The organism is Klebsiella sp. GG_Kp175 (assembly GCF_040062325.1).
GTDB classification, from domain to species: domain Bacteria; phylum Pseudomonadota; class Gammaproteobacteria; order Enterobacterales; family Enterobacteriaceae; genus Klebsiella; species Klebsiella quasipneumoniae.
Window position 1 is genome coordinate 95,290 of the sequence record NZ_JBEAFX010000005.1, and the last position, 20,022, is coordinate 115,311.

The window sequence follows — 20,022 nt, forward strand, 5'->3', positions numbered from 1 at the left end:
TCCGTTACTGGTGAGTGACGACGATCAGACGCAGCGCGTCCAGACGCCATCCGGCCTGTCCCAGCGCCTCCAGCACCTGCTGGCGGTTGCTTTCAATCGCCGCCAGTTCGTCGTCACGGATGTTCGGGTTGACCGCCTTCAGCGCTTCCAGACGGGAGAGTTCCGCCGTCAGCTTATCGTCGGCTTCACTACGCGCCGCGTCGATCAGCCCCTGCGCCGCCTTGGCGATCTGCGCTTCGCCCTGCTGCAGAATGGCATGAACGTCCTGCTGCACCGCGTTGACCAGCTTGCTGCCGGTGTGGCGATTGACCGCGCTCAGCTGGCGGTTGAAGCTTTCAAACTCCACCTGGCCGGCGAGGTTGTTGCCGTTTTTATCCAGCAGCATGCGAACCGGGGTCGCCGGCAGGAAGCGGTTGAGCTGCAGCTGCTTCGGCGCCTGCGCTTCGACCACGTAGATCAGCTCCAGCAGCAGAGTGCCGACCGGCAGCGCCTTGTTCTTCAGCAGGGAAATAGTGCTGCTGCCGGTATCGCCGGAGAGGATCAGGTCGAGGCCGTTGCGGATCAGCGGGTGTTCCCAGGTGATGAACTGCGCGTCTTCACGGGACAGCGCCACGTCACGCTCGAAGGTGATGGTGCAACCGTCCTCCGGCAGGCCCGGGAAATCCGGCACCAGCATATGGTCGGAAGGGGTGAGGACGATCAGGTTTTCCCCGCGGTCGTCCTGGTTGATGCCGACGATATCGAACAGGTTCATCGAGAAGGCGATCAGGCTGGTGTCGTCATCCTGCTCTTCGATGCTCTCCGCCAGGGCCTGGGCTTTCTCGCCGCCGTTGGAGTGGATCTCCAGCAGACGGTCGCGGCCCTGCTCCAGCTGCGCTTTCAGAGCGTCATGCTGCTGGCGGCAGGATTTGATCAGATCGTCAAAGCCGTCGGTGGATTCCGGCGCCGCAAGGTAGTTGATCAGCTCGTTATGGACGCTGTCGTAGACGGTCCGTCCGGTCGGGCAGGTATGTTCAAAGGCGTCGAGGCCTTCGTGATACCAGCGCACCAGCACCGACTGCGCGGTCTTTTCCAGGTACGGGACGTGGATCTGGATATCGTGCGCCTGGCCGATACGGTCGAGACGGCCGATACGCTGCTCCAGCAGATCCGGGTTAAACGGCAGATCGAACATCACCAGGTTGCTGGCGAACTGGAAGTTGCGTCCTTCGGAGCCGATCTCGGAGCACAGCAGCACCTGGGCGCCGGTGTCTTCTTCAGCAAACCACGCCGCGGCGCGGTCGCGTTCGATAATCGACATCCCTTCATGGAACACGGCGGCGCGGATACCTTCGCGCTCGCGCAGCACCTGCTCCAGCTGGAGCGCGGTGGCGGCTTTGGCGCAAATCACCAGTACCTTCTGCGAGCGATGGCTGGTCAGGTAGCCCATCAGCCACTCGACGCGCGGGTCAAAGTTCCACCAGGTGCCGGTATCGCCTTCAAATTCCTGATAGATCTGCTCCGGGTAGAGCATGTCGCGCGCGCGCTCTTCCGCGGTTTTGCGGGCGCCCATGATGCCGGATACTTTGATGGCGGTCTGGTACTGGGTCGGCAGCGGCAGGCGAATGGTGTGCAGCTCGCGTTTCGGGAAACCTTTGACGCCGTTACGGGTGTTACGGAACAGCACGCGGCTGGTGCCGTGGCGGTCCATCAGCATCGAGACCAGCTCCTGGCGCGCGGCCTGAGCGTCTTCACGATCGCTGTTGGCGGCCTGCAGCAGCGGCTCGATATCCTGCTCGCCGATTAGATCGCCGAGGGTATTGAGTTCGCTATCGCTCAGCTTGTTGCCCGCCAGCAGCAGAGCGACAGCGTCGGCCACCGGACGGTAGTTCTGCTGTTCTTCGACAAACTGCGCGAAATCGTGGAAGCGGTTCGGATCCAGCAGGCGCAGGCGCGCAAAGTGGCTCTCCATCCCCAGCTGTTCCGGCGTCGCGGTCAGCAGCAGAATGCCCGGCACGCGCTCGGCCAGCTGTTCAATGGCTTGATATTCGCGGCTCGGCGCCTCTTCGCTCCACACCAGGTGGTGCGCTTCATCGACCACCATCAGGTCCCACTCGGCGTCGCACAGGTGCTCCAGGCGCTGCTTGCTGCGGCGCACGAAGTCTAAAGAGCAGATCACCAGCTGTTCGGTTTCGAACGGGTTGTAGGCGTCATGCTGCGCTTCGGCGTAGCGCTCGTCGTCAAACAGCGAGAAGCGCAGGTTGAAGCGGCGCAGCATCTCCACCAGCCACTGGTGCTGAAGGGTTTCCGGGACCACGATCAGTACGCGCTCGGCGGCGCCGGAGAGCAGCTGCTGGTGCAGGATCATCCCGGCTTCGATGGTTTTACCTAAGCCCACTTCATCGGCCAGCAGGACGCGTGGCGCGTGACGACGGCCCACGTCGTGGGCGATGTTCAGCTGATGCGGGATCAGGCTGGTGCGCTGGCCGCGCAGGCCGCTCCACGGCATGCGGTACTGCTCGCTCTGGAACTTGCGCGCGCGGTAGCGCAGGGCAAAGCGGTCCATGCGGTCGATTTGGCCGGCGAACAGACGGTCCTGCGGCTTGCTGAACACCAGTTTGCTGTCGAGCAGCACTTCACGCAGGGTGACGTTCGCTTCCTGGGTATCGAGGCGGGTGCCGGTGTAGGACAGCAGCCCATTCTCTTCATGCACTTTGTCAACGTGGAGCTGCCAGCCTTCGTGGCTGGTAATGGTGTCGCCCGGGTTAAACATCACGCGAGTGATCGGGGAATCGTTGCGTGAGTACAGACGGTTTTCGCCGATGGCGGGGAAAAGGAGAGTGACCATGCGCGCATCCAGCGCTACCACCGTCCCTAATCCTAGTTCGCTCTCTGTGTCGCTAATCCAGCGTTGACCAAGTGTAAAAGGCATATATGTTCGGCTCTTTAGTTCTTTAATTGCAGGCAATAGTTGATCATCTCCATGTACAACCGGAGATGCGTCAAAATTGGGGCCAGGAATGGAAAGGGCGCTATATTACTGGATGGCAGAACGTTCGTCACGTCCTCCTCACGGTTCATTTTCAGGCTTCTGCGCCCGCGGAATGGGTGAGAAAAAATCAAAATAGCCCCAGCTGTCCTGTCACTATTGTAGCAAAGTCGTCGTTGACGAAGGGCAGGATCCCTTCCGCTACCGGCTGCAGCTGCTTTGACAAATAGTGGTCGTAATCGAGCGGCGACTGCTGATAATCCACCGGTTCCGGACCGCCGGTGGTCCAGACGTATTTGATGGTGCCGCGTTGCTGATACTGCTGCGCCCGACCCCGCTTCAGGTTGTGCTCATCGGCAAGCCTCGCGGCGCGCACATGCGGCGGCACGTTGCGCTGATACTCCGCCAGCGGCCGACGCAGGCGTTTGCGATAAACCAGCTGCTCATCGAGCTCGCCGTTCATCAGCCTGGCGATAGTCTCCCGCACATAATCCTGATAGGGCTGGTTTCGGAAGATGCGCAGGTACAGCTCCTGCTGAAACTGCTGGGCCAGCGGCGTCCAGTCGGTGCGCACTGTTTCCAGACCCTTGAAAACCATGCGCTGGCCGTCGCCCTCCTGAATCATTCCGGCGTAACGCTTCTTGCTGCCGGTATCGGCGCCGCGGATCGTCGGCATCAAAAAGCGGCAGAAGTGGGTTTCGTATTCCAGCTCCAGGGCGCTGGTTAGCTGGAGTTTGCCAAGCTCCTGCGCCCACCAGGCGTTGACGTCGTTCACCAGCGTCCGGCCGATCTCCGCCGCCTGCGCTTCGCTGTGCGGGCGCTTAAGCCAGACGAAGGTGGAGTCGGTATCGCCGTAGATGACGTCATAACCATTGGCTTCAATTAACGCTTTAGTCTGACGCATGATCGCGTGGCCGCGCATGGTGATCGACGAGGCGAGACGTGGGTCGAAGAAGCGGCAGGCGCTGGTGCCCAGCACGCCGTAAAAAGCGTTCATGATGATCTTCAGCGCCTGGGAGAGCGGCTTATTGTGCTGGCGCTTGGCTTCATCGCGGCCGTGCCAGATCTGGCTGACAATCCCCGGCAGGCAGTGCTTGTCTCGCGAGAAGCGGGCGCCGAGGAAGCCCTCAATGCTGTGCTGGTCATCGGGCTGCGCCAGGCCCTCCACCAGGCCGACAGGATCGATTAAAAAGGTGCGAATGATCGACGGATACAGGCTCTTGTAGTCCAGCACCAGCACCGAGTCATACAGGCCGGGGCGGGAGTCCATCACATAGCCGCCGGGGCTCGCCTGGGGCGGCACGTCGCCGAGGTTCGGCGCCACGTAGCCCAGGCGGTGCATGCGCGGAAAATAGAGGTGACTGAAGGCGGCGACCGAGCCGCCGTGGCGATCGGCGGGCAGGCCGTTGACCGTCGCCCGCTCGAGCAGAAATGGCATGATCTCCGTTTTGTGGAAGATCCGCGTCACCAGCTCGCAGTCCTGTAGGTTATAGATGGCCAGCGCCGGTTTATCTTCATGGAAGCGGCGATCGATCTCGTCCATCCGATCCCATGGGTTGTCGATGGCTTTGCCTTCGCCCAGCAGCTCGCGGGCCACCGCCTCCAGCGAAAAGGAGGAGAAATTCCAGAACGCCGATTTCAGCGCGTCGATGCCGTCAATAATCAGCCGGCCGTGGGCCTGGGCGAAGAAGACACCGTTCTTAAAACCGTGCTCGCGCCACTCCAGCTCGCTGTTGCCGCGGCCGAGCCTTAGCGGGATGCGGTAGCGTTCGGCATGCTTTTGCAGGACGCGCAGATCGAACTGCACCACGTTCCAGCCGATCAGCACGTCGGGGTCGTGATCGGCAAACCAGGCGTTGAGTTTTTCCAGCAGCAGGGGGCGACTGGCGACGTAGACCAGATCGAAATCGACGCCTGGCGGCGTTTCCGGTTCGGGGCCCAGCATGTAGACCACCCGCTGACCGCAGCCTTGCAGGCCGATGCAGTACAGCTCGCCGTGGCGGCTGGTTTCGATATCCAGCGACACCCATTTCAGCGGCGGGCGATAGTCAGGATTAGGTTTCATGCGCGCGTTAACCAGCTGTGGGCCGCGCGTTTCGCCTTCCACCCACACCGGGGCGGTAATAAAGCGCTCCATCAGGTAGCGCTCCGGCGGACGGATATCGCCCTCATAGAGGGTGACGCCGCTGTCGCGGAGCATCTTCTCCAGACGCATCAGTTGACGATGGGCGCGGCAGTAGAGGCCGACAACCGGCTGGCGGTGGAAATCTTTCAGGGCCAGCGGGGCGAAGCGGAAGCCTTTCTCACCCTGCAACAGTCGCTCAGCCTGCGCCCGCTGCGCTTCGGGGATAAAGGCGACGGACTCCTGCGGCGGCAGCGTGACCTGCAGCGGGCCGTCGTCGGTGGCCAGCCAGAAGGAAAGCTCGGTGCCTTGCGGAGTGTCCCGCCAGTGACGGGTGAGTAGAAAACCTGCTCGTGGCTGGGTCACGGGTGCTCTCGATGATAAAAAACCAGGCCTGATTATAGCCTGGTTTCTCAATGGGTGCTGGGATTTTATACAGGTATTCGGCGCTGAGGTGGCCCCGGATTTCGGCTTGCGCCTTATCCGGTCTGCCAGACGGTGCAGAGCCGTAGCCCTGCTAAACGCAGCGCGAGCAGGGTGATTATTGGCCGTAGTAGGCTTTGGCCCCATGCTTACGCAGATAGTGTTTATCCAGCAGCGTCTGCTGCATATCCGGCAGCTGCGGCGCCAGCTGGCGGCAGAAGATGCCCATATAGGCGATCTCTTCCAGCACGATGGCGTTATGCACCGCGTCTTCGGCGTTTTTACCCCACGCGAACGGGCCGTGGGAATGCACCAGCACGCCGGGCATCTGCGCCGGGTCGATCTCGCGCTGGCGGAAGGTTTCGACAATCACCTTGCCGGTTTCCCATTCGTATTCGCCGTTGATCTCCGCATCGGTCATCAGCCGGGTGCATGGCACCGGACCATAGAAATAGTCGGCGTGGGTGGTGCCGGTCGCCGGAATAGCTTGACCGGCCTGCGCCCAGATGGTGGCGTGGCGCGAATGGGTATGCACAATGCCGCCCAGCGTCGGGAAGGCCTGATACAGCAGGCGATGGGTCGGGGTATCCGACGAGGGTTTCTTCTTACCCTCCACCACTTCGCCGCTCTCCAGACTGACCACCACCATATCGTCGGCGGTCATCACGCGGTAATCCACGCCGGAGGGTTTGATAACCAGAACGCCCTGGTCGCGGTCGACGGCGCTGACGTTGCCCCAGGTTAAGGTCACCAGATTATGCTGCGGCAGCGCTAAGTTGGCTTCCAGCACCTGGCTTTTAAGATCTTCTAACATAGTGTGCTCCGAATAGCAGGCGAGTCGGGTATCCCTCACCCCGACCCTCTCCTGGCGGGAGAGGGAGAAAGGCGGCATCGCGCCAGGCCGGTACCCTCTCCCCGGCGGGGAGAGGGGAGGGTGAGGGGGCGACCTCTTAGCGTTTTGAACCGTAATAGACTTCATTCCAGCGCAGCGCGTCTTTGAAGGCCGGCAGACGGGTGTCGTTGTCGATGACCGTCAGCTCGATATCATTCAGTTCGGCGAACTGGCGCATATCGTCGAGGTTCAGCGCATGGCTGAAGACGGTATGGTGCGCGCCGCCGGCGATGATCCAGGCTTCCGAAGCGGTACGCAGATCCGGCTGCGCTTTCCACAGGGCGTTGGCCACAGGCAGCTTCGGCAGGTCGTGCGGGGTCGGGACGGTTTCGATGGTATTGACCAGCAGACGGAAGCGGTTTCCCAGGTCGATCAGGCTGGCGACAATCGCCGGGCCGGTCTGAGTATTGAAGATCAGGCGCGCCGGATCCGCTTTGCCGCCGATGCCCAGCGGCTGGACGTCGAGGATCGGTTTCTCGGCGGTGGCGATCGTCGGGCACACTTCCAGCATGTGCGAGCCGAGCACCAGATCGTTGCCGTTGTCGAAGTGGTAGGTGTAATCCTCCATAAAGGAGGTGCCGCCCTGCAGACCAGTTGACATCACCTTCATGATGCGAAGCAGAGCGGCGGTTTTCCAGTCGCCCTCGCCGGCAAAGCCGTAGCCCTGCTGCATCAGGCGCTGTACGGCGAGCCCCGGGAGCTGTTTCAGGCCGTGGAGATCTTCAAAGGTGGTGGTAAAGGCGTGGAAACCGCCCTGTTCGAGGAAGCGTTTCATCCCCAGCTCAATGCGCGCGGCGTCCAGCACGTTCTGACGCTTGTCGCCGTGAACCTGCGCCGCCGGGGTCAGACGATAGCTGCTCTCGTATTCATCGACCAGGGCGCTGATATCGCCGTCGCTGACGCTGTTGACCACTTGCACCAGATCGCCGACCGCCCAGGTGTTCACCGAGAAGCCAAACTTGATCTGCGCCGCGACTTTATCGCCGTCGGTCACCGCCACTTCGCGCATGTTATCGCCGAAACGGCACACTTTAAGATGACGGGTATCCTGTCTGGAGACCGCCTGGCGCATCCAGCCGCCGATGCGCTGGTGGGCCTCTTTATCCTGCCAGTGGCCGGTCACCACGCTGTGCTGCTGGCGCATACGGGCGCCGATGAAGCCGAACTCGCGGCCGCCATGCGCGGTCTGGTTCAGGTTCATAAAGTCCATATCGATGCTGTCCCAGGGCAGCGCGGCATTGTACTGCGTATGGAACTGTAGCAGCGGCTTGTTGAGAATGGTCAGGCCGTTGATCCACATTTTTGCCGGCGAGAAGGTGTGCAGCCAGACCACTAACCCGGCGCATTTGTCATCGTAGTTAGCGTCGCGGCAGATGTGAGTGATTTCGTCCGGGGTGGTGCCCAGCGGCTTAAGGACCAGTTTGCACGGCAGTTTGGCTTCCGCATTCAGGCTGTTCACCACATGTTCGGCATGCTTCGTCACCTGGTGCAGGGCTTCCGGGCCGTACAGATGTTGGCTGCCAATAACGAACCATATTTCATAGTTATCAAAAATCGTCATTTTCGTATCCTTAATGGGTGAGCGCTGCCTGAGATTGCGGGGCTTTTTCCGCCTTTGCAGCCGAAGGGAGATAGTGTTGTTCGGCGCTGACCGACCACTGTTGGTAGCGCTGATAGAGTTGTTCGAAACGCTGTGCCTGCGCCGGGCGCGGCTGCAGGGTGGTTTCCACCTGGCTTGCCATCCGCTGCTGGGCGGCTGGAATATCCTCATAGACACCGGCGGCGACGGCGGCGAAGATAGCCGCCCCCAGCGCGCAGCACTGATCGGAGGCGACAATTTGCAGCGGACGGTTCAGCACGTCGCAGCAGGCCTGCATGATGACCTGGTTTTTCCGCGCGATACCGCCAAGCGCCATGACGTTGTTAACCGGGATCCCCTGCTCGGTGAAGCACTCCATAATGGCGCGGGCGCCGAAGGCGGTGGCGGCGATCAGACCGCCGAATAGCGCCGGCGCGTCGGTGGCCAGGTTAAGGTCGGTGATCACCCCTTTCAGGCGCTGGTTGGCATTCGGCGTGCGGCGGCCGTTGAACCAGTCAAGTACCACCGGCAGATGCTCCAGCGATGGATTGTTGGCCCAGGCTTCGGTGAGCGCCGGCAGTAACTGTTTTTGGCTGGCTTTGATTTGCTCCCGCAACGCTGGCTGCTGCTGGGCTAGCTGCTCCAGCGGCCAGCCGAGAATGCGACCAAACCAGGCGTAAATATCGCCGAAGGCGGACTGGCCTGCCTCCATACCGATAAAGTGCGGGACCACGCTGCCGTCGACCTGGCCGCAGATGCCTTTGACCGTGCGGTCGCCGACGCTCTCTTTATCGGCAATCAGAATGTCGCAGGTGGAGGTGCCGATGACTTTCACCAGCGCGTTAGGTTGCGCGCCGGCGCCCACGGCGCCCATATGGCAGTCGAAGGCGCCGCCGGAGATGGCCACGGTCTGCGACAGGCCCAGGCGCTGGGCCCACTCTGCGCTCAGCGTGCCGACCGGCACATCGGCCGTCCAGGTATCGGTGAACAGCGGCCAGGCCAGATGCTGGTTAATGATGGGATCAAGCTCATCGAAGAAGCTGGCCGGCGGCAGACCGCCCCAGCTCTCATGCCACAGGGATTTATGCCCGGCGCTGCAGCGGCCGCGGCGCAGATCCTGCGGACGGGTGGTGCCGGAGAGCAGGGCGGGTACCCAGTCGCAAAGCTCCACCCACGAGGCGGCTGCCTGGGCGACGGCGCTATCTTCCCGGGTGACGTGGAGGATTTTGGCCCAGAACCATTCGCTGGAGTAGATCCCGCCAATATAGCGCGAGTAATCCTCTTTGCCCGGCTGGTGGCACAGGCGGGTGATCGCCTCGGCTTCCTCGACCGCGGTGTGATCCTTCCACAGGACAAACATGGCGTTAGGGTTGTCAGCGAATTCTTCGCGCAGCGCCAGCACGTTGCCCTCGGCATCAACGGGAGCCGGGGTTGAGCCGGTGCTGTCGACGCCAATGCCCACGACGTCGGCGCGCTGTTCGGCGCTCAGGGAGGCAAGTACGCTTTTCAGCGCCGCTTCCATGGACTCGATGTAATCTCGCGGGTGGTGGCGGAACCGGTTGTTAGCGCCATCGCAATACTGTCCTTCCCGCCAGCGTGGATACCACTCCACGCTTGCCGCCAGTTCTGCGCCGGAGGCGCATTCCACCGCCAGGGCGCGGACTGAGTCACTACCAAAGTCGAGGCCAATCGCAATTGCCATCTTGTTACTCCATGCAGAAATCATTCATGCAGCAACAGTAGATATCCCCGGCAAAATCCGTCAGGCCGGATTCGCTAATCTTATGGATTATTTTGCTGTCACCTCGCAAAGTGTGACGTCGTGCAAATATTCGATGTGGACTTTCCTGCCGTATTTATAGACACTTTTGTTACCCGGCATATCACGGTGGAATGCACGCCGCTGGCGCTTTTTTCGCTTGCTGTGCGGCTTTTTAGCGAAATTCCCACTGCCGTCGCAGTCGTGACAGGGCCGAGAGCGATAAAATGATGAATATGGACAATTGGTGTCACTAATACCTTCGGGGAGAACCACGCGTATGGCCGAAACGCAAAACGATCCGCTGCTGCCGGGCTACTCTTTTAACGCTCATCTGGTCACCGGTCTGACGCCGATTGAGGCGCAGGGATACCTGGATTTTTTTATCGACCGCCCGCTGGGTATGAAAGGCTATATCCTCAACCTGACGATCCGCGGCGAGGGGGTGATCAACAACCACGGCGAGCAGTTTGTCTGCCGGCCGGGCGATATGCTGCTGTTCCCGCCGGGGGAGATCCATCACTACGGCCGCCATCCCGACGCCAGCGAGTGGTATCACCAGTGGGTCTACTTCCGCCCGCGCGCCTACTGGCACGAGTGGCTCAACTGGCCGACCATCTTCGCCCAGACCGGCTTTTTCCGTCCGGACGAGCAGTGGCAGGCGCGCTTTGGCGAGCTGTTCGGCCAGATAGTCGATGCCGGACAGGGGGCGGGGCGCTATTCCGAACTGCTGGCGATTAATCTGCTGGAACAGCTCCTGCTGCGGCGGATGGAGGCGATCAACGAATCGCTGCATCCGCCGCTGGATAACCGGGTGCGCGACGCCTGCCAGTACATCAGCGACCATCTGGCGGACAGCCATTTTGATATCGCCAGCGTCGCCCAGCACGTCTGCCTGTCGCCCTCGCGTCTGTCGCACCTGTTCCGCCAGCAGTTGGGGATCAGCGTGCTCGGCTGGCGTGAAGATCAGCGCATCAGCCAGGCCAAACTGTTGCTGAGCACCACGCGGATGCCGATCGCCACCGTCGGGCGCAACGTCGGCTTTGAAGATCAGCTCTATTTTTCCCGCGTGTTCAAAAAATGCACCGGCGCCAGCCCGAGCGAATTCCGCGCGGGATGTGAATAAAAAGTAAAGAAAGTGAAATGATGACCCGCTTAAATGTCACAGCCAGTAAACTATTAAGACAATTGTTGGCTTGACGACGGCGCGATGGCTTCGGAGAATCCGGGCTTCGTTTTTTAACCGGGTACATTATGCAAGCATTGCTCGAACACTTTATTACCCAATCCACGGTCTACTCGTTGTTAGCCGTGATGCTGGTGGCCTTTCTCGAGTCGCTGGCGCTGGTGGGGCTTATTTTACCCGGAACGGTGATGATGGCCGGCCTTGGGGCGCTGATTGGCGGCGGTGAGGTTAATTTCTGGCAGGCGTGGCTGGCGGGGATCGTGGGCTGTCTGCTGGGAGACTGGATCTCATTCTGGCTCGGCTGGCGCTTTAAAAAGCCGCTGCACCGCTGGTCGTTCATGAAGAAAAACCGCGCCCTGCTGGAAAAAACCGAGCATGCGCTGCACCAGCACAGCATGATCACCATCCTGATTGGCCGCTTTGTCGGGCCGACGCGTCCGCTGGTGCCGATGGTCGCCGGGATGCTCGACTTGCCGGTGGCCAAATTCGTGCTCCCGAATATTATCGGCTGCCTGCTCTGGCCGCCGCTCTATTTCCTGCCGGGGATTCTCGCCGGCGCGGCGATTGATATTCCGGCCGATGAAAACAGCGCCAGCTTTAAATGGCTGCTGCTGGGGGCGGCGCTGCTGGCCTGGCTGGCGGGGTGGCTGTGCTGGCGGCTGTGGCGGAGCGCGAAAACGTCTGGCGATCGGCTGTCCCGCTGGCTGCCGCGCGGGCGTCTGCTGTGGCTGGCGCCGTGTATGGTCGCGCTGGCGGCAACGGCGTTAACATTTGTCTTCCGCCATCCGCTGATGCCGGTCTATCTGGCGATCCTGCACAAGGTTATCGCGCGCTGATCCCCATCAGATGCGAGGCGCTGCTGCGGCCGCTTAACAGCTCGGCGGTAGCGCCATCCCAGACAATGCGCCCTTCGGCGACCACAATCGAGCGCGGCGCGATGCGCGCGGCATCTTCCACGCTGTGCGAAACCATCAGCAGGGTGAGCTGCTGCTGTTCACAGACATCCGCCACCAGCGCCAGCATCTCCTGACGCAGCGCCGGGTCGAGCGCCGAGAAGGGTTCATCCAGCAGCAGCACCGGCTGCTGGCGCACCAGACAGCGGGCCAGCGCCGCGCGCTGCCGTTGACCGCCGGAGAGCGCTCCCGGCAGGCGGTCAAGCAGGGCATCAATTCCCATCTGGACGGCAATCGCCGTGACTTTCTGCTGCTGTTCGCGGCTCAGTTTCAGGCCAGGGTGGATCCCGAGGCTGATATTCTGCCGAATGGTCAGATGGTTAAACAGGTTATTCTCCTGGAACAGCATCGAGACCGGACGCTGCGCCGGCGGCGTCGCGTGATGCGTCTCGCCGTTAATCTGCATGCTGCCGCTGGCGGGCGGCAGAAAACCGGCGATCAGATTCAGCAGGGTGCTCTTTCCGGCGCCGCTGGGGCCGAGCACCGCGATGCGCTCGCCGCGCGCGACGTCGAGAGTAAAGCGCATCGGCAGATGCTGGTACAGCCAGGTCACATCATTGAGTTTTAGCATCACGCCCCGGAAGTTTTTCAATCAGCGTAAATAGTAAGAAACAGAGCAGCAGCAGAAGCAGAGCGGTGACGGCGCCGTCCTGGCTGCGGTAGGCGCCTATCTGCTGGTAGAGATAGAAAGGCAGGGTGCGGAACGCCTCGTTGCCGAACAGCGCCACCACGCCGAAGTCGCCAATCGACAGCACGCAGGCGAAGGCTAACGCCTGGGCTAGGGGGCGCCGGAGCGCGCGAAGTTCAATGACCCGCAGTCGCGTCAGACCTTCGATCCCCAGCGACTGGCACAGCATATTGTAGCGGACGGCAATGTCGCGCATCGGGTTTTCCAGCACTTTAAGCGCGTAGGGGATCGCCATCAGAGCGTTGGTAAAGATGACGATGCCGTCGGCGGACTCCGGCAGGCCGATGCTGTTATTGAGCAGCAGAAAGAAGCCGGTAGCCAGCACGATGCCCGGCATGGCAAGGATCAGCATGCCGCTCAGCTCCATCGCCTGCCCGGCCAGCGGCCGCTGGCGGGCGCGCAGCTCTCGACTGCTCCATAGCAGCATCATTGTCAGGGTCACGCTCAACAGCCCGGCGGCGATGGCGATGCGCAGGGAAGTCGTTAATGCCTGCCAGAGGGCGGGCTGCGCCAGCACGTCCAGCATATTGCGGTTGACCCCGTCGACGATGACCGCCAGCAGCGGCGGCAGCAGCAGCAGCAGGGCGGCGCCGATCAGCAACCCATCGCTCAGCCGGCTATGCAGGCGATCGTCAGGGTCACGCCAGCCGCGGACATGGCTGACGCCGATAGCCACCGCTTTACTGAGGCGCTGGCTGAGCAGCACCAGCCCGAGGCAGCAGAGCATCTGAATCAACGCCAGCATTGCCGCTCGCGCCGGATCGTAGTCAAAGCTCAGCGCCTGGTAGATAGCCAGCTCAATCGTGGTGGCCTTCGGGCCGCCGCCCAGTGACAGCACGGTGGCGAAGCTGGCAAAGCAGAGCATAAAAATCAGCGCGGCGACGGCGGGAATGTGCCGGCGCATCCATGGCCATTCGACGAGGCGGAAGAAGGCATAGCCGCGCATGCCAAGCTGGGCGGCAATTTGCCGCTGCTCGCCGGGAATGTTCTCCAGCGCCTGCAGCAGCAGGCGGGTGGCCATCGGCATATTGAAAAAGACGTGCGCCAACAGGATGCCCTGCAGGCCGTAAGGTGAGAAATCCCACTGCCAGCCAAAAGTGTGAAACAGCGAGGCCAGCCAGCCCTGGCGGCCATAGACGCTGAGGATGCCGAACACCGCCACCAGCACCGGCAGGATCAGGGTCATCGCGCACAGACGCAGCAGCAACGTGCGGCCGGGGAAGCGACGCCGATAAAGCGCGCGGGCGAGAAAGATAGCCGGCCCCACCGAGAGCAGCGCTGACAGCGACGCCTGCCAGAAGGAGAAGCGCACCACATGCCAGAGGTAGCTATCGCTGAAGACCGTCCGCCAGCCCGCGCCGGGCGCGCTGAACCACAGCGCCAGAAACGCCGCCAGCGCGACGGCGCAGAGCAGCGTAGCGGCGAACAGGCCCGGCAGCAGCCCGCTCAGGTTTAGCGGCTGACGGCGCGTTGCCATGCGCTAATCCAGGTCTGACGCTCGCTGGCGACCTGCTGCGGGGTAAACGTCAGCGTGGTCTGCGGTTTTACCAGGCTTGCAAAACCGGCCGGCAGCGCGACCTGGGTCACCGGATACATCCAGTTGCCGGTGGGGATGGCGTTCTGGAAGCCAGGCGAGACCATGAATTTGAGGAATTTTTCCGCCAGTTCCGGCTGCTTGCTGGCGGCGGTGCGGGCGGCAATTTCGACCTGCAGATAGTGGCCTTCGGCGAAGTTCGCCGCCGCATAGTGGTCTTTTTTCTCTTCAATCATGTGGTAGGCCGGCGAGGTGGTGTAGCTCAAGACCAGGTCGCTTTCCCCTTTCAGGAACAGACCGTAGGCTTCGCTCCAGCCCTTGGTGACGGTAACGGTTTTCGCCGCCAGCTTCTGCCAGGCCTCGGGCGCTTTATCGCCATAGACCTTTTGCATCCACAGCAGCAGCCCCAGCCCCGGGGTGCTGGTGCGCGGATCTTCATAGATGACCCGCCATTTTTGCGGGCTCTCGACCAGCTCTTTCAGGCTCTTCGGCGGGTTGGCCAGTTTGTTTTTGTCATAGACGAAGGCGAAATAGCCGTAATCGTAGGGGACAAAGGTGTCGTTATCCCAGCCGCCCGGCACGCTGACCGCGCTGGCGGGTACGTTGCTTTTGGCAAACAGTTTACTCTGCGCCGCGGCTTCCAGCAGGTTGTTATCAAGGCCAAGCACGACGTCGGCCTTGCTGTTTTTGCCTTCCATGCGCAGGCGATTCAGTAGCGAAACGCCATCTTCCAGCGCGACGAACTTCAGCTCGCAGCCGCAGTCCGCTTCAAACGCTTTTTTGACCGCCGGTCCGGGGCCCCAGTCGGCAGAGAAGGAGTCATAGGTATAGACAGTGAGGACAGGCTTCGCCAGAGCGGGCATGGCGACCAGCGCCAGCAGCGGGAGTAATTTTTTCAACACTTTGCACCTCAGAAAAAAGGGGGGGCAAAGGATTTTGAGTGAGCCTCAAATCCCTTCGCCGGCGTTATCCGGATCAGGTTCGACGGGTATTTTCTCAGCCCATACGCTTCATCCTTCAAGCCGCATCTGCGTTAGCTTCGCGCGTTCACCCCAGTCACATAGTTATCTATGCTCCAGGGGATTCACCCGCTTGCTGCCTTGATGCAACTTGAATGATATTGCGTATGTTTATTAGCACCCCGTTGAGAACGGCCTTAGTGTAATGATTTTGTCAGATGACGGAAAGGCTTACGGCTCCGGCGGCGCAAACCATGCGGATTTAAAATCGAACCAGCCGAGGGTGTTCATCCGCACGCCGCGCATACTGCGCTGGCCCTGAATCATCAGCCAGTGATGGATCAGCGGCACGATATGCTGGCTGGCCAGCAGACGCTGACTCCAGGTGGCCGGATTAAACTCTCCCGCGCGCCAGCGGCTGGCGTCTTCCTGCCAGTCGATGGGGATGCAGCGCTGAATCAGCGGGACTTCGTACAGATAGGCGAATAGCGAGAATTCGATTGGCAAGGTGAAGTTAACGCTGTTGAGCCAGATATCGCTGACTACCTCGCCGCGATGCCAGGCATCGTACTCCAGCTCCTGGATCTCCAGCTTCACCTGATGCGCGGCCAGCAGGTCGCGCATGATCCCGCCGATCACCCGGTGTTCGACGTGATCGCGGTAATAGGTGAGGGTGACCGTCTCCAGCCCCGCCGGCTTGTCGCTGGCGTGGTTGCTGGCGTGATGCCAGCGCGGCAGCAGGCCGTAGGCGGGAAACCAGTTGCCCTGGTAGTGTTCGCCCGCATGGTAGAGCAGGTTCGCGGGCTGGAACAGATAGCTTAACCAGCGACGCACCGCGTCGTTGGCGCCCAGCGGGCTTCGCGAGTCGAACAGCAGATAGTAGCACCCCTCTTCCAGACGACTCTCCACCGCCTTTTCGCTTTCGGTATTGCCCTGCAGCGTCAGGCCGCCGTTGGGCTCTTCGCTAATTTCCGGTAGCACCCAGACGTTCACCTCATCGATCAGCGCCCGGTAGCCAAAATAGTCCTCAAAGGCGTGGATCTTGAGCTGGTTCTGATTGTTACGCACCACGGCATACGGGCCGGTGCCGACCGGCATCGAAGAAAAGTGGTTCATGGTCTGCCACTCCTGCGGCAGCACCATCGCTGGCACCTGGCCCAGCAGCCAGGGCAGCCAGCGGTCGGGCTGGCGCAGATGAATATCCAGGGTCCAGGCGGTGGGCGACGCGATGCGTTCGATATGCGAATAGAGCGGCAGGGCATTGCTGCGCTGCAGAGAAGCGATCACATCGCTCATCTCCAGCTCACGGCCATGGTGAAAATGGATGCCTGGCCGGAGGAAAAAGCGCCAGTGGGTGGGCGTCAACTGCTGCCAGTGGTGGGCAATATCAGCTTCCAGTTCCCCATTTTCCTCATTTACCCGCGTCAGCGCGCTGAATATTTGCCGGGCGATATGGGTTTCCGAACGTCGCAGCGCGCTGCCGGGCAGTAAATTCTTCATCGGCCGGTAGTAGAGCACGCGCAGGATGTGCCGCCCCTGGCGGAAGCTGCGCCCGAGATGCGAGACCAGCATCTGACGGACGGCGGCTTTATCGCCGACCAGCTGCACCAGCTGATCGATGCGATCCTGTTCAAGCAGATCTTCGGCACGCTGCTGCTGCAGGGCGAGGCCGGTATAGAGAAAGGTCAGCCGCGAGCGTTTTCCGCGGCCAGCCTCCGCCTCCCAGGTCAGCCAGCCGCGGGACTCCATCATATTGAGCAAGGTGCGCATGTGGCGGCGCGAGCAGCTTAGCATTTCCGCCAGCTCGTTGAGGGTGGTCTCCTGCGACTTGCCGTCGCAGCACTGCCATAGACGGATGAACTGTTGTTGCAGACGGCCGGAAGACATAAAAGGGGAACTCCTGCGCAAAACTCAGCAATTTATTACTCCCCATATTAAGCCAATAATGAATCCCGATGAAGCGAGGAGGTGAATATGATGAGGTCTACCGCAAAATCGTTCTACCAGCGCTACTTTTCTGCGACGCAGGAAGCGTCCTGGCTGGCCCGCCTGATGGCAGGACGACAGCAGGAAATCCTGGGCGAACTGATGCAGTGGGGAGTGACGTCAAAGACCTCTGATCATTGACTTGCAGACATCATGTGTGACTGAGTATTGGTGTTATACTCGTCGTTTTTCAAGCTGCAGGTGCGCGCGCTTGCCCGGGTCTATCGCTGTCGATGCTCCCAGAGCCTATGTTCTGGCCGCGTGAATCGCCCCTACGGGACTCACCCTTTCGGAGCCAGCGTAAGCGCTGCGCAAAACGGTTAACCGTTTGTCCTGCAACGTGAAATCCACAGAGTATAGAATCACCCGCCAGCAGAAAGCCTCTGCTGGCTTTTTTCGTTTACTTCGCGTGTGTTAAGGACATTTCATGCTGTGGTTGATGACGATGGGACGACGGCTAAACGGCGTCTATGCCGCCTTTATGCTGGTTGCTTTTATGATGGGCGTGGCGGGCGCATTGCAGGCGCCGACGTTGAGTTTGTTTCTCAGCCGCGAAGTGGGGGCGCAGCCGTTCTGGGTGGGCCTGTTCTACACCGTGAATGCGATAGCCGGGATCCTGGTGAGCCTGGCGCTGGCCAAGCGCTCCGATAGCCGCGGCGACCGGCGGCGGTTAATTATGTTCTGCTGTCTGATGGCGGTAGGCAATGCGCTGCTGTTTGCCTTCAACCGCCACTATCTGACGCTGATCACCTGTGGGGTGATGCTGGCATCCATCGCTAACGCCGCCATGCCTCAGCTCTTTGCCCTGGCGCGGGAATATGCCGACAGCTCGGCGCGGGAAGTGGTGATGTTCAGCTCGGTCATGCGTGCCCAGCTGTCTCTGGCGTGGGTGATTGGCCCGCCGCTGGCCTTTATGCTGGCGCTCAACTATGGCTTTACCACCATGTTCTCTATTGCGGCGGGCATCTTTGCGATCAGCCTGGCGCTGATTGCGGTCAAACTGCCCTCGGTTCCGCGCGTGGAACAGCCCTCGGAAGAGGCGGAGGCGCTGGCGCAGGCCGGCGGCTGGCAGGACAAGAATGTGCGGATGCTGTTTATCGCCTCCACCCTGATGTGGACCTGCAACACCATGTATATCATTGATATGCCGCTGTGGATCAGCAGCGATCTCGGGCTTCCAGACAGTCTGGCCGGGATCCTGATGGGCACCGCCGCCGGCCTGGAGATTCCGGCGATGATCCTCGCCGGCTACTACGTAAAGCGCTTTGGTAAACGTAAAATGATGGTAGCGGCGGTGGCGGCCGGTGTGCTGTTTTATCTGGGGCTGATCCTGTTTCATGGCCGAACGGCGCTGCTGGCCCTGCAGCTGTTCAACGCCATTTTTATCGGCATAATCGCTGGGATCGGCATGCTGTGGTTCCAGGATTTAATGCCGGGACGCGCGGGGGCGGCGACCACCCTGTTTACCAACAGTATTTCCACTGGCGTGATCCTCGCCGGCGTGATGCAGGGGGCGCTGTCGCAGAGCTATGGCCACGCCAGCGTCTACTGGACGATCGCCGCGATTTCGCTGCTGACGCTGTTTTTAACCAGTAAGGTGAAGGATATCTGACCGTCCTCTTCGCCCCGGCGTGCAATTCGCCGGGGCCGCCGTCTTTACTTCAGTTCGATTCGCTTGATGTCGCCGATGATAAAAATGTAGGCAATCACGCCGATCAGCGCCGTCAGGCCGACGTAGATCAGTGCGTAAAAGAAGTTACCCGTTGCGGAGATAATCACGCCAATTATCAGTGGGGCTATAATCGACGCCATATTAGCGCAGAAATTAAATATCCCGCCGGTCAGGCCTGCCATATTTTTCGGGGCAATATCAGAAACTAACGTCCAGCCCAGACCAACCATTCCCTGACCAAAAAATGCCACTGACATAATAATAATAACGGTGCTGTTGGCGCTCACCCAGTTCGCCGCAATAATACAGCTGGAGAGTAATAATCCGGAAATTATTGGTAACTTCCGACTGATATTGACGGAGCCGGTTCGCTTCAGCAGTCGGTCCGAGATCCAGCCGCCGAAGAGGATGCCGATGGCGGCGGCGAGAAACGGCCAGGTGGCGAAGAAGCCAACGTGCAGCCAGGGAAGATGGCGCTCGTTGGCCAGATAGCTGGGAAACCACGTCAGGAAAAACACCAGCGTGGTGTTGCCCGCAAACTGACCCAGACTGGCGCCGAGGATCTGGCGACAGCCCAGCAGGCGCCTGGCGTCACGCCAGTTAAATGGAACGTTCTGGATATTATTGTTAATACCGTTTGCGCCGATAAAATCCAGCTCCGCTTGATTAGCCGTGCGCGATTCATGGGGTTCGTGATAAAAACGCCACCACACCAAAGTAAATAAAATACCTAATCCTCCAGTGAGGAAAAAAAGCGTTCTCCAGCCGTGATGTTCGAGGATTAAAAATAACAGCGGTGAGAAGGCCGCCAGTCCTATATATTCACCAACCGTATATGTTGCCGTCGCCCGTGCGCGCTCATGCTGCGGGAACCAGGTGCTGACGATGCGGCTGTTGGCCGGGAAGCAGGGCGCTTCACTGACGCCAAGTCCCAGGCGCAGAAGCAGCAGAGATTTAAGCCCGAGGGTGAAACTTTGCAGCAGGGTAAACAGCGACCAGAAGAAAATTGACAGGGCATAGGTCAGTTTGTTGCCGAAGCGGTCTAAAAACATGCCGCCGGGGATCTGCGCCAGGGCATAGGTCCAGGCAAAGGCGGAGAAAATGATGCCCATCATCGCCGGATCGATATGAATTTCCTGGGTTAACTGTGGGGCAACGATACCGAGGATGGTGCGGTCGAGATAATTGATCATCGTTCCGACGGACAACAGCAGTAAAATAACTATCCGAACGCGGCTTCTTTTTTTCGTCCCTGATGAGGAAGTGAGGACTTCCTGAGAGTTTGACATACTCATAGCGAG

At 60.5% G+C, this 20,022-nt stretch carries 14 protein-coding genes and 1 riboswitch; of the genes, 4 read left to right on the forward strand and 10 right to left on the reverse strand.

Annotation, left to right across the window (positions count from 1 at the left end):
• Nucleotides 1-4: 4 nt before the first annotated feature.
• The 5 genes from rapA to araB form a co-directional block, all read right to left on the reverse strand.
• Nucleotides 5-2,911, reverse strand: a complete 2,907-nt coding sequence (rapA, locus tag ABLU73_RS11995) for an RNA polymerase-associated protein RapA (RefSeq protein WP_004204289.1) — start codon at nucleotides 2,909-2,911, stop codon at nucleotides 5-7.
• Between the two features lie 187 nt (nucleotides 2,912-3,098).
• Nucleotides 3,099-5,456, reverse strand: coding sequence for a DNA polymerase II (gene polB / locus ABLU73_RS12000; protein ID WP_048322975.1), 2,358 nt, complete (start codon nucleotides 5,454-5,456; stop codon nucleotides 3,099-3,101).
• A gap of 175 nt (nucleotides 5,457-5,631) precedes the next feature.
• On the reverse strand, nucleotides 5,632-6,327 hold the full coding sequence (araD, locus tag ABLU73_RS12005; protein WP_049004281.1) for an L-ribulose-5-phosphate 4-epimerase: 696 nt from the start codon (nucleotides 6,325-6,327) through the stop codon (nucleotides 5,632-5,634).
• Between the two features lie 136 nt (nucleotides 6,328-6,463).
• Nucleotides 6,464-7,966 carry an L-arabinose isomerase gene (araA, locus tag ABLU73_RS12010; RefSeq protein ID WP_226548844.1) on the reverse strand — a complete coding sequence of 501 codons (1,503 nt, stop codon included), beginning with the start codon at nucleotides 7,964-7,966 and terminating at the stop codon, nucleotides 6,464-6,466.
• A gap of 10 nt (nucleotides 7,967-7,976) precedes the next feature.
• Complete coding sequence (gene araB, locus ABLU73_RS12015) at nucleotides 7,977-9,686, reverse strand: ribulokinase (RefSeq protein WP_017901200.1); 1,710 nt, start codon at nucleotides 9,684-9,686, stop codon at nucleotides 7,977-7,979.
• 337 nt (nucleotides 9,687-10,023) lie between these two features.
• On the opposite strand from araB, the gene araC reads away from it, so the two are divergent.
• Nucleotides 10,024-10,869, forward strand: coding sequence for an arabinose operon transcriptional regulator AraC (gene araC / locus ABLU73_RS12020; protein ID WP_004204301.1), 846 nt, complete (start codon nucleotides 10,024-10,026; stop codon nucleotides 10,867-10,869).
• A 128-nt stretch (nucleotides 10,870-10,997) separates the two neighbouring features.
• Nucleotides 10,998-11,765 (forward strand): DedA family protein, encoded by a 768-nt coding sequence (locus ABLU73_RS12025; RefSeq protein WP_017901199.1) that lies wholly within the window; start codon nucleotides 10,998-11,000, stop codon nucleotides 11,763-11,765.
• Here the strand turns inward: ABLU73_RS12025 and thiQ are convergent.
• The 4 genes from thiQ to sgrR all read right to left on the reverse strand — a co-directional run bounded on the left by thiQ (nucleotide 11,752) and on the right by sgrR (nucleotide 16,950).
• Nucleotides 11,752-12,453, reverse strand: coding sequence for a thiamine ABC transporter ATP-binding protein ThiQ (gene thiQ, locus ABLU73_RS12030; RefSeq protein WP_264923632.1), 702 nt, complete (start codon nucleotides 12,451-12,453; stop codon nucleotides 11,752-11,754). The two genes, ABLU73_RS12025 and thiQ, sit on opposite strands and share 14 nt — an antisense overlap.
• Nucleotides 12,437-14,047, reverse strand: a complete 1,611-nt coding sequence (thiP, locus tag ABLU73_RS12035; RefSeq protein WP_004204304.1) for a thiamine/thiamine pyrophosphate ABC transporter permease ThiP — start codon at nucleotides 14,045-14,047, stop codon at nucleotides 12,437-12,439. Before thiP ends, thiQ begins: the two co-directional genes overlap by 17 nt.
• Nucleotides 14,023-15,006: a thiamine ABC transporter substrate binding subunit gene (gene thiB, locus ABLU73_RS12040; RefSeq protein WP_264923630.1), complete on the reverse strand. Its 984-nt coding sequence runs from the start codon at nucleotides 15,004-15,006 to the stop codon at nucleotides 14,023-14,025. The genes thiP and thiB overlap by 25 nt, the downstream gene beginning before the upstream one ends.
• Before the next feature lie 32 nt (nucleotides 15,007-15,038).
• Nucleotides 15,039-15,258, reverse strand: a riboswitch (TPP riboswitch).
• Nucleotides 15,259-15,294: 36 nt separating this feature from the next.
• Nucleotides 15,295-16,950 carry an HTH-type transcriptional regulator SgrR gene (gene sgrR / locus ABLU73_RS12045; RefSeq protein WP_023319716.1) on the reverse strand — a complete coding sequence of 552 codons (1,656 nt, stop codon included), beginning with the start codon at nucleotides 16,948-16,950 and terminating at the stop codon, nucleotides 15,295-15,297.
• Nucleotides 16,951-17,037: 87 nt separating this feature from the next.
• Here sgrR and sgrT point away from each other — a divergent pair, with 87 nt between their 5' ends.
• Nucleotides 17,038-17,190 carry a glucose uptake inhibitor SgrT gene (gene sgrT, locus ABLU73_RS12050; protein WP_004204309.1) on the forward strand — a complete coding sequence of 51 codons (153 nt, stop codon included), beginning with the start codon at nucleotides 17,038-17,040 and terminating at the stop codon, nucleotides 17,188-17,190.
• A gap of 286 nt (nucleotides 17,191-17,476) precedes the next feature.
• Entirely contained in the window at nucleotides 17,477-18,661 is a 1,185-nt protein-coding gene (locus ABLU73_RS12055; protein ID WP_130942986.1) for a sugar efflux transporter, read from the forward strand.
• Nucleotides 18,662-18,705: 44 nt separating this feature from the next.
• Here ABLU73_RS12055 and ABLU73_RS12060 read toward each other — a convergent pair whose 3' ends face one another.
• Nucleotides 18,706-20,016 carry an MFS transporter gene (locus ABLU73_RS12060; RefSeq protein ID WP_264923629.1) on the reverse strand — a complete coding sequence of 437 codons (1,311 nt, stop codon included), beginning with the start codon at nucleotides 20,014-20,016 and terminating at the stop codon, nucleotides 18,706-18,708.
• Nucleotides 20,017-20,022 lie beyond the last annotated feature (6 nt).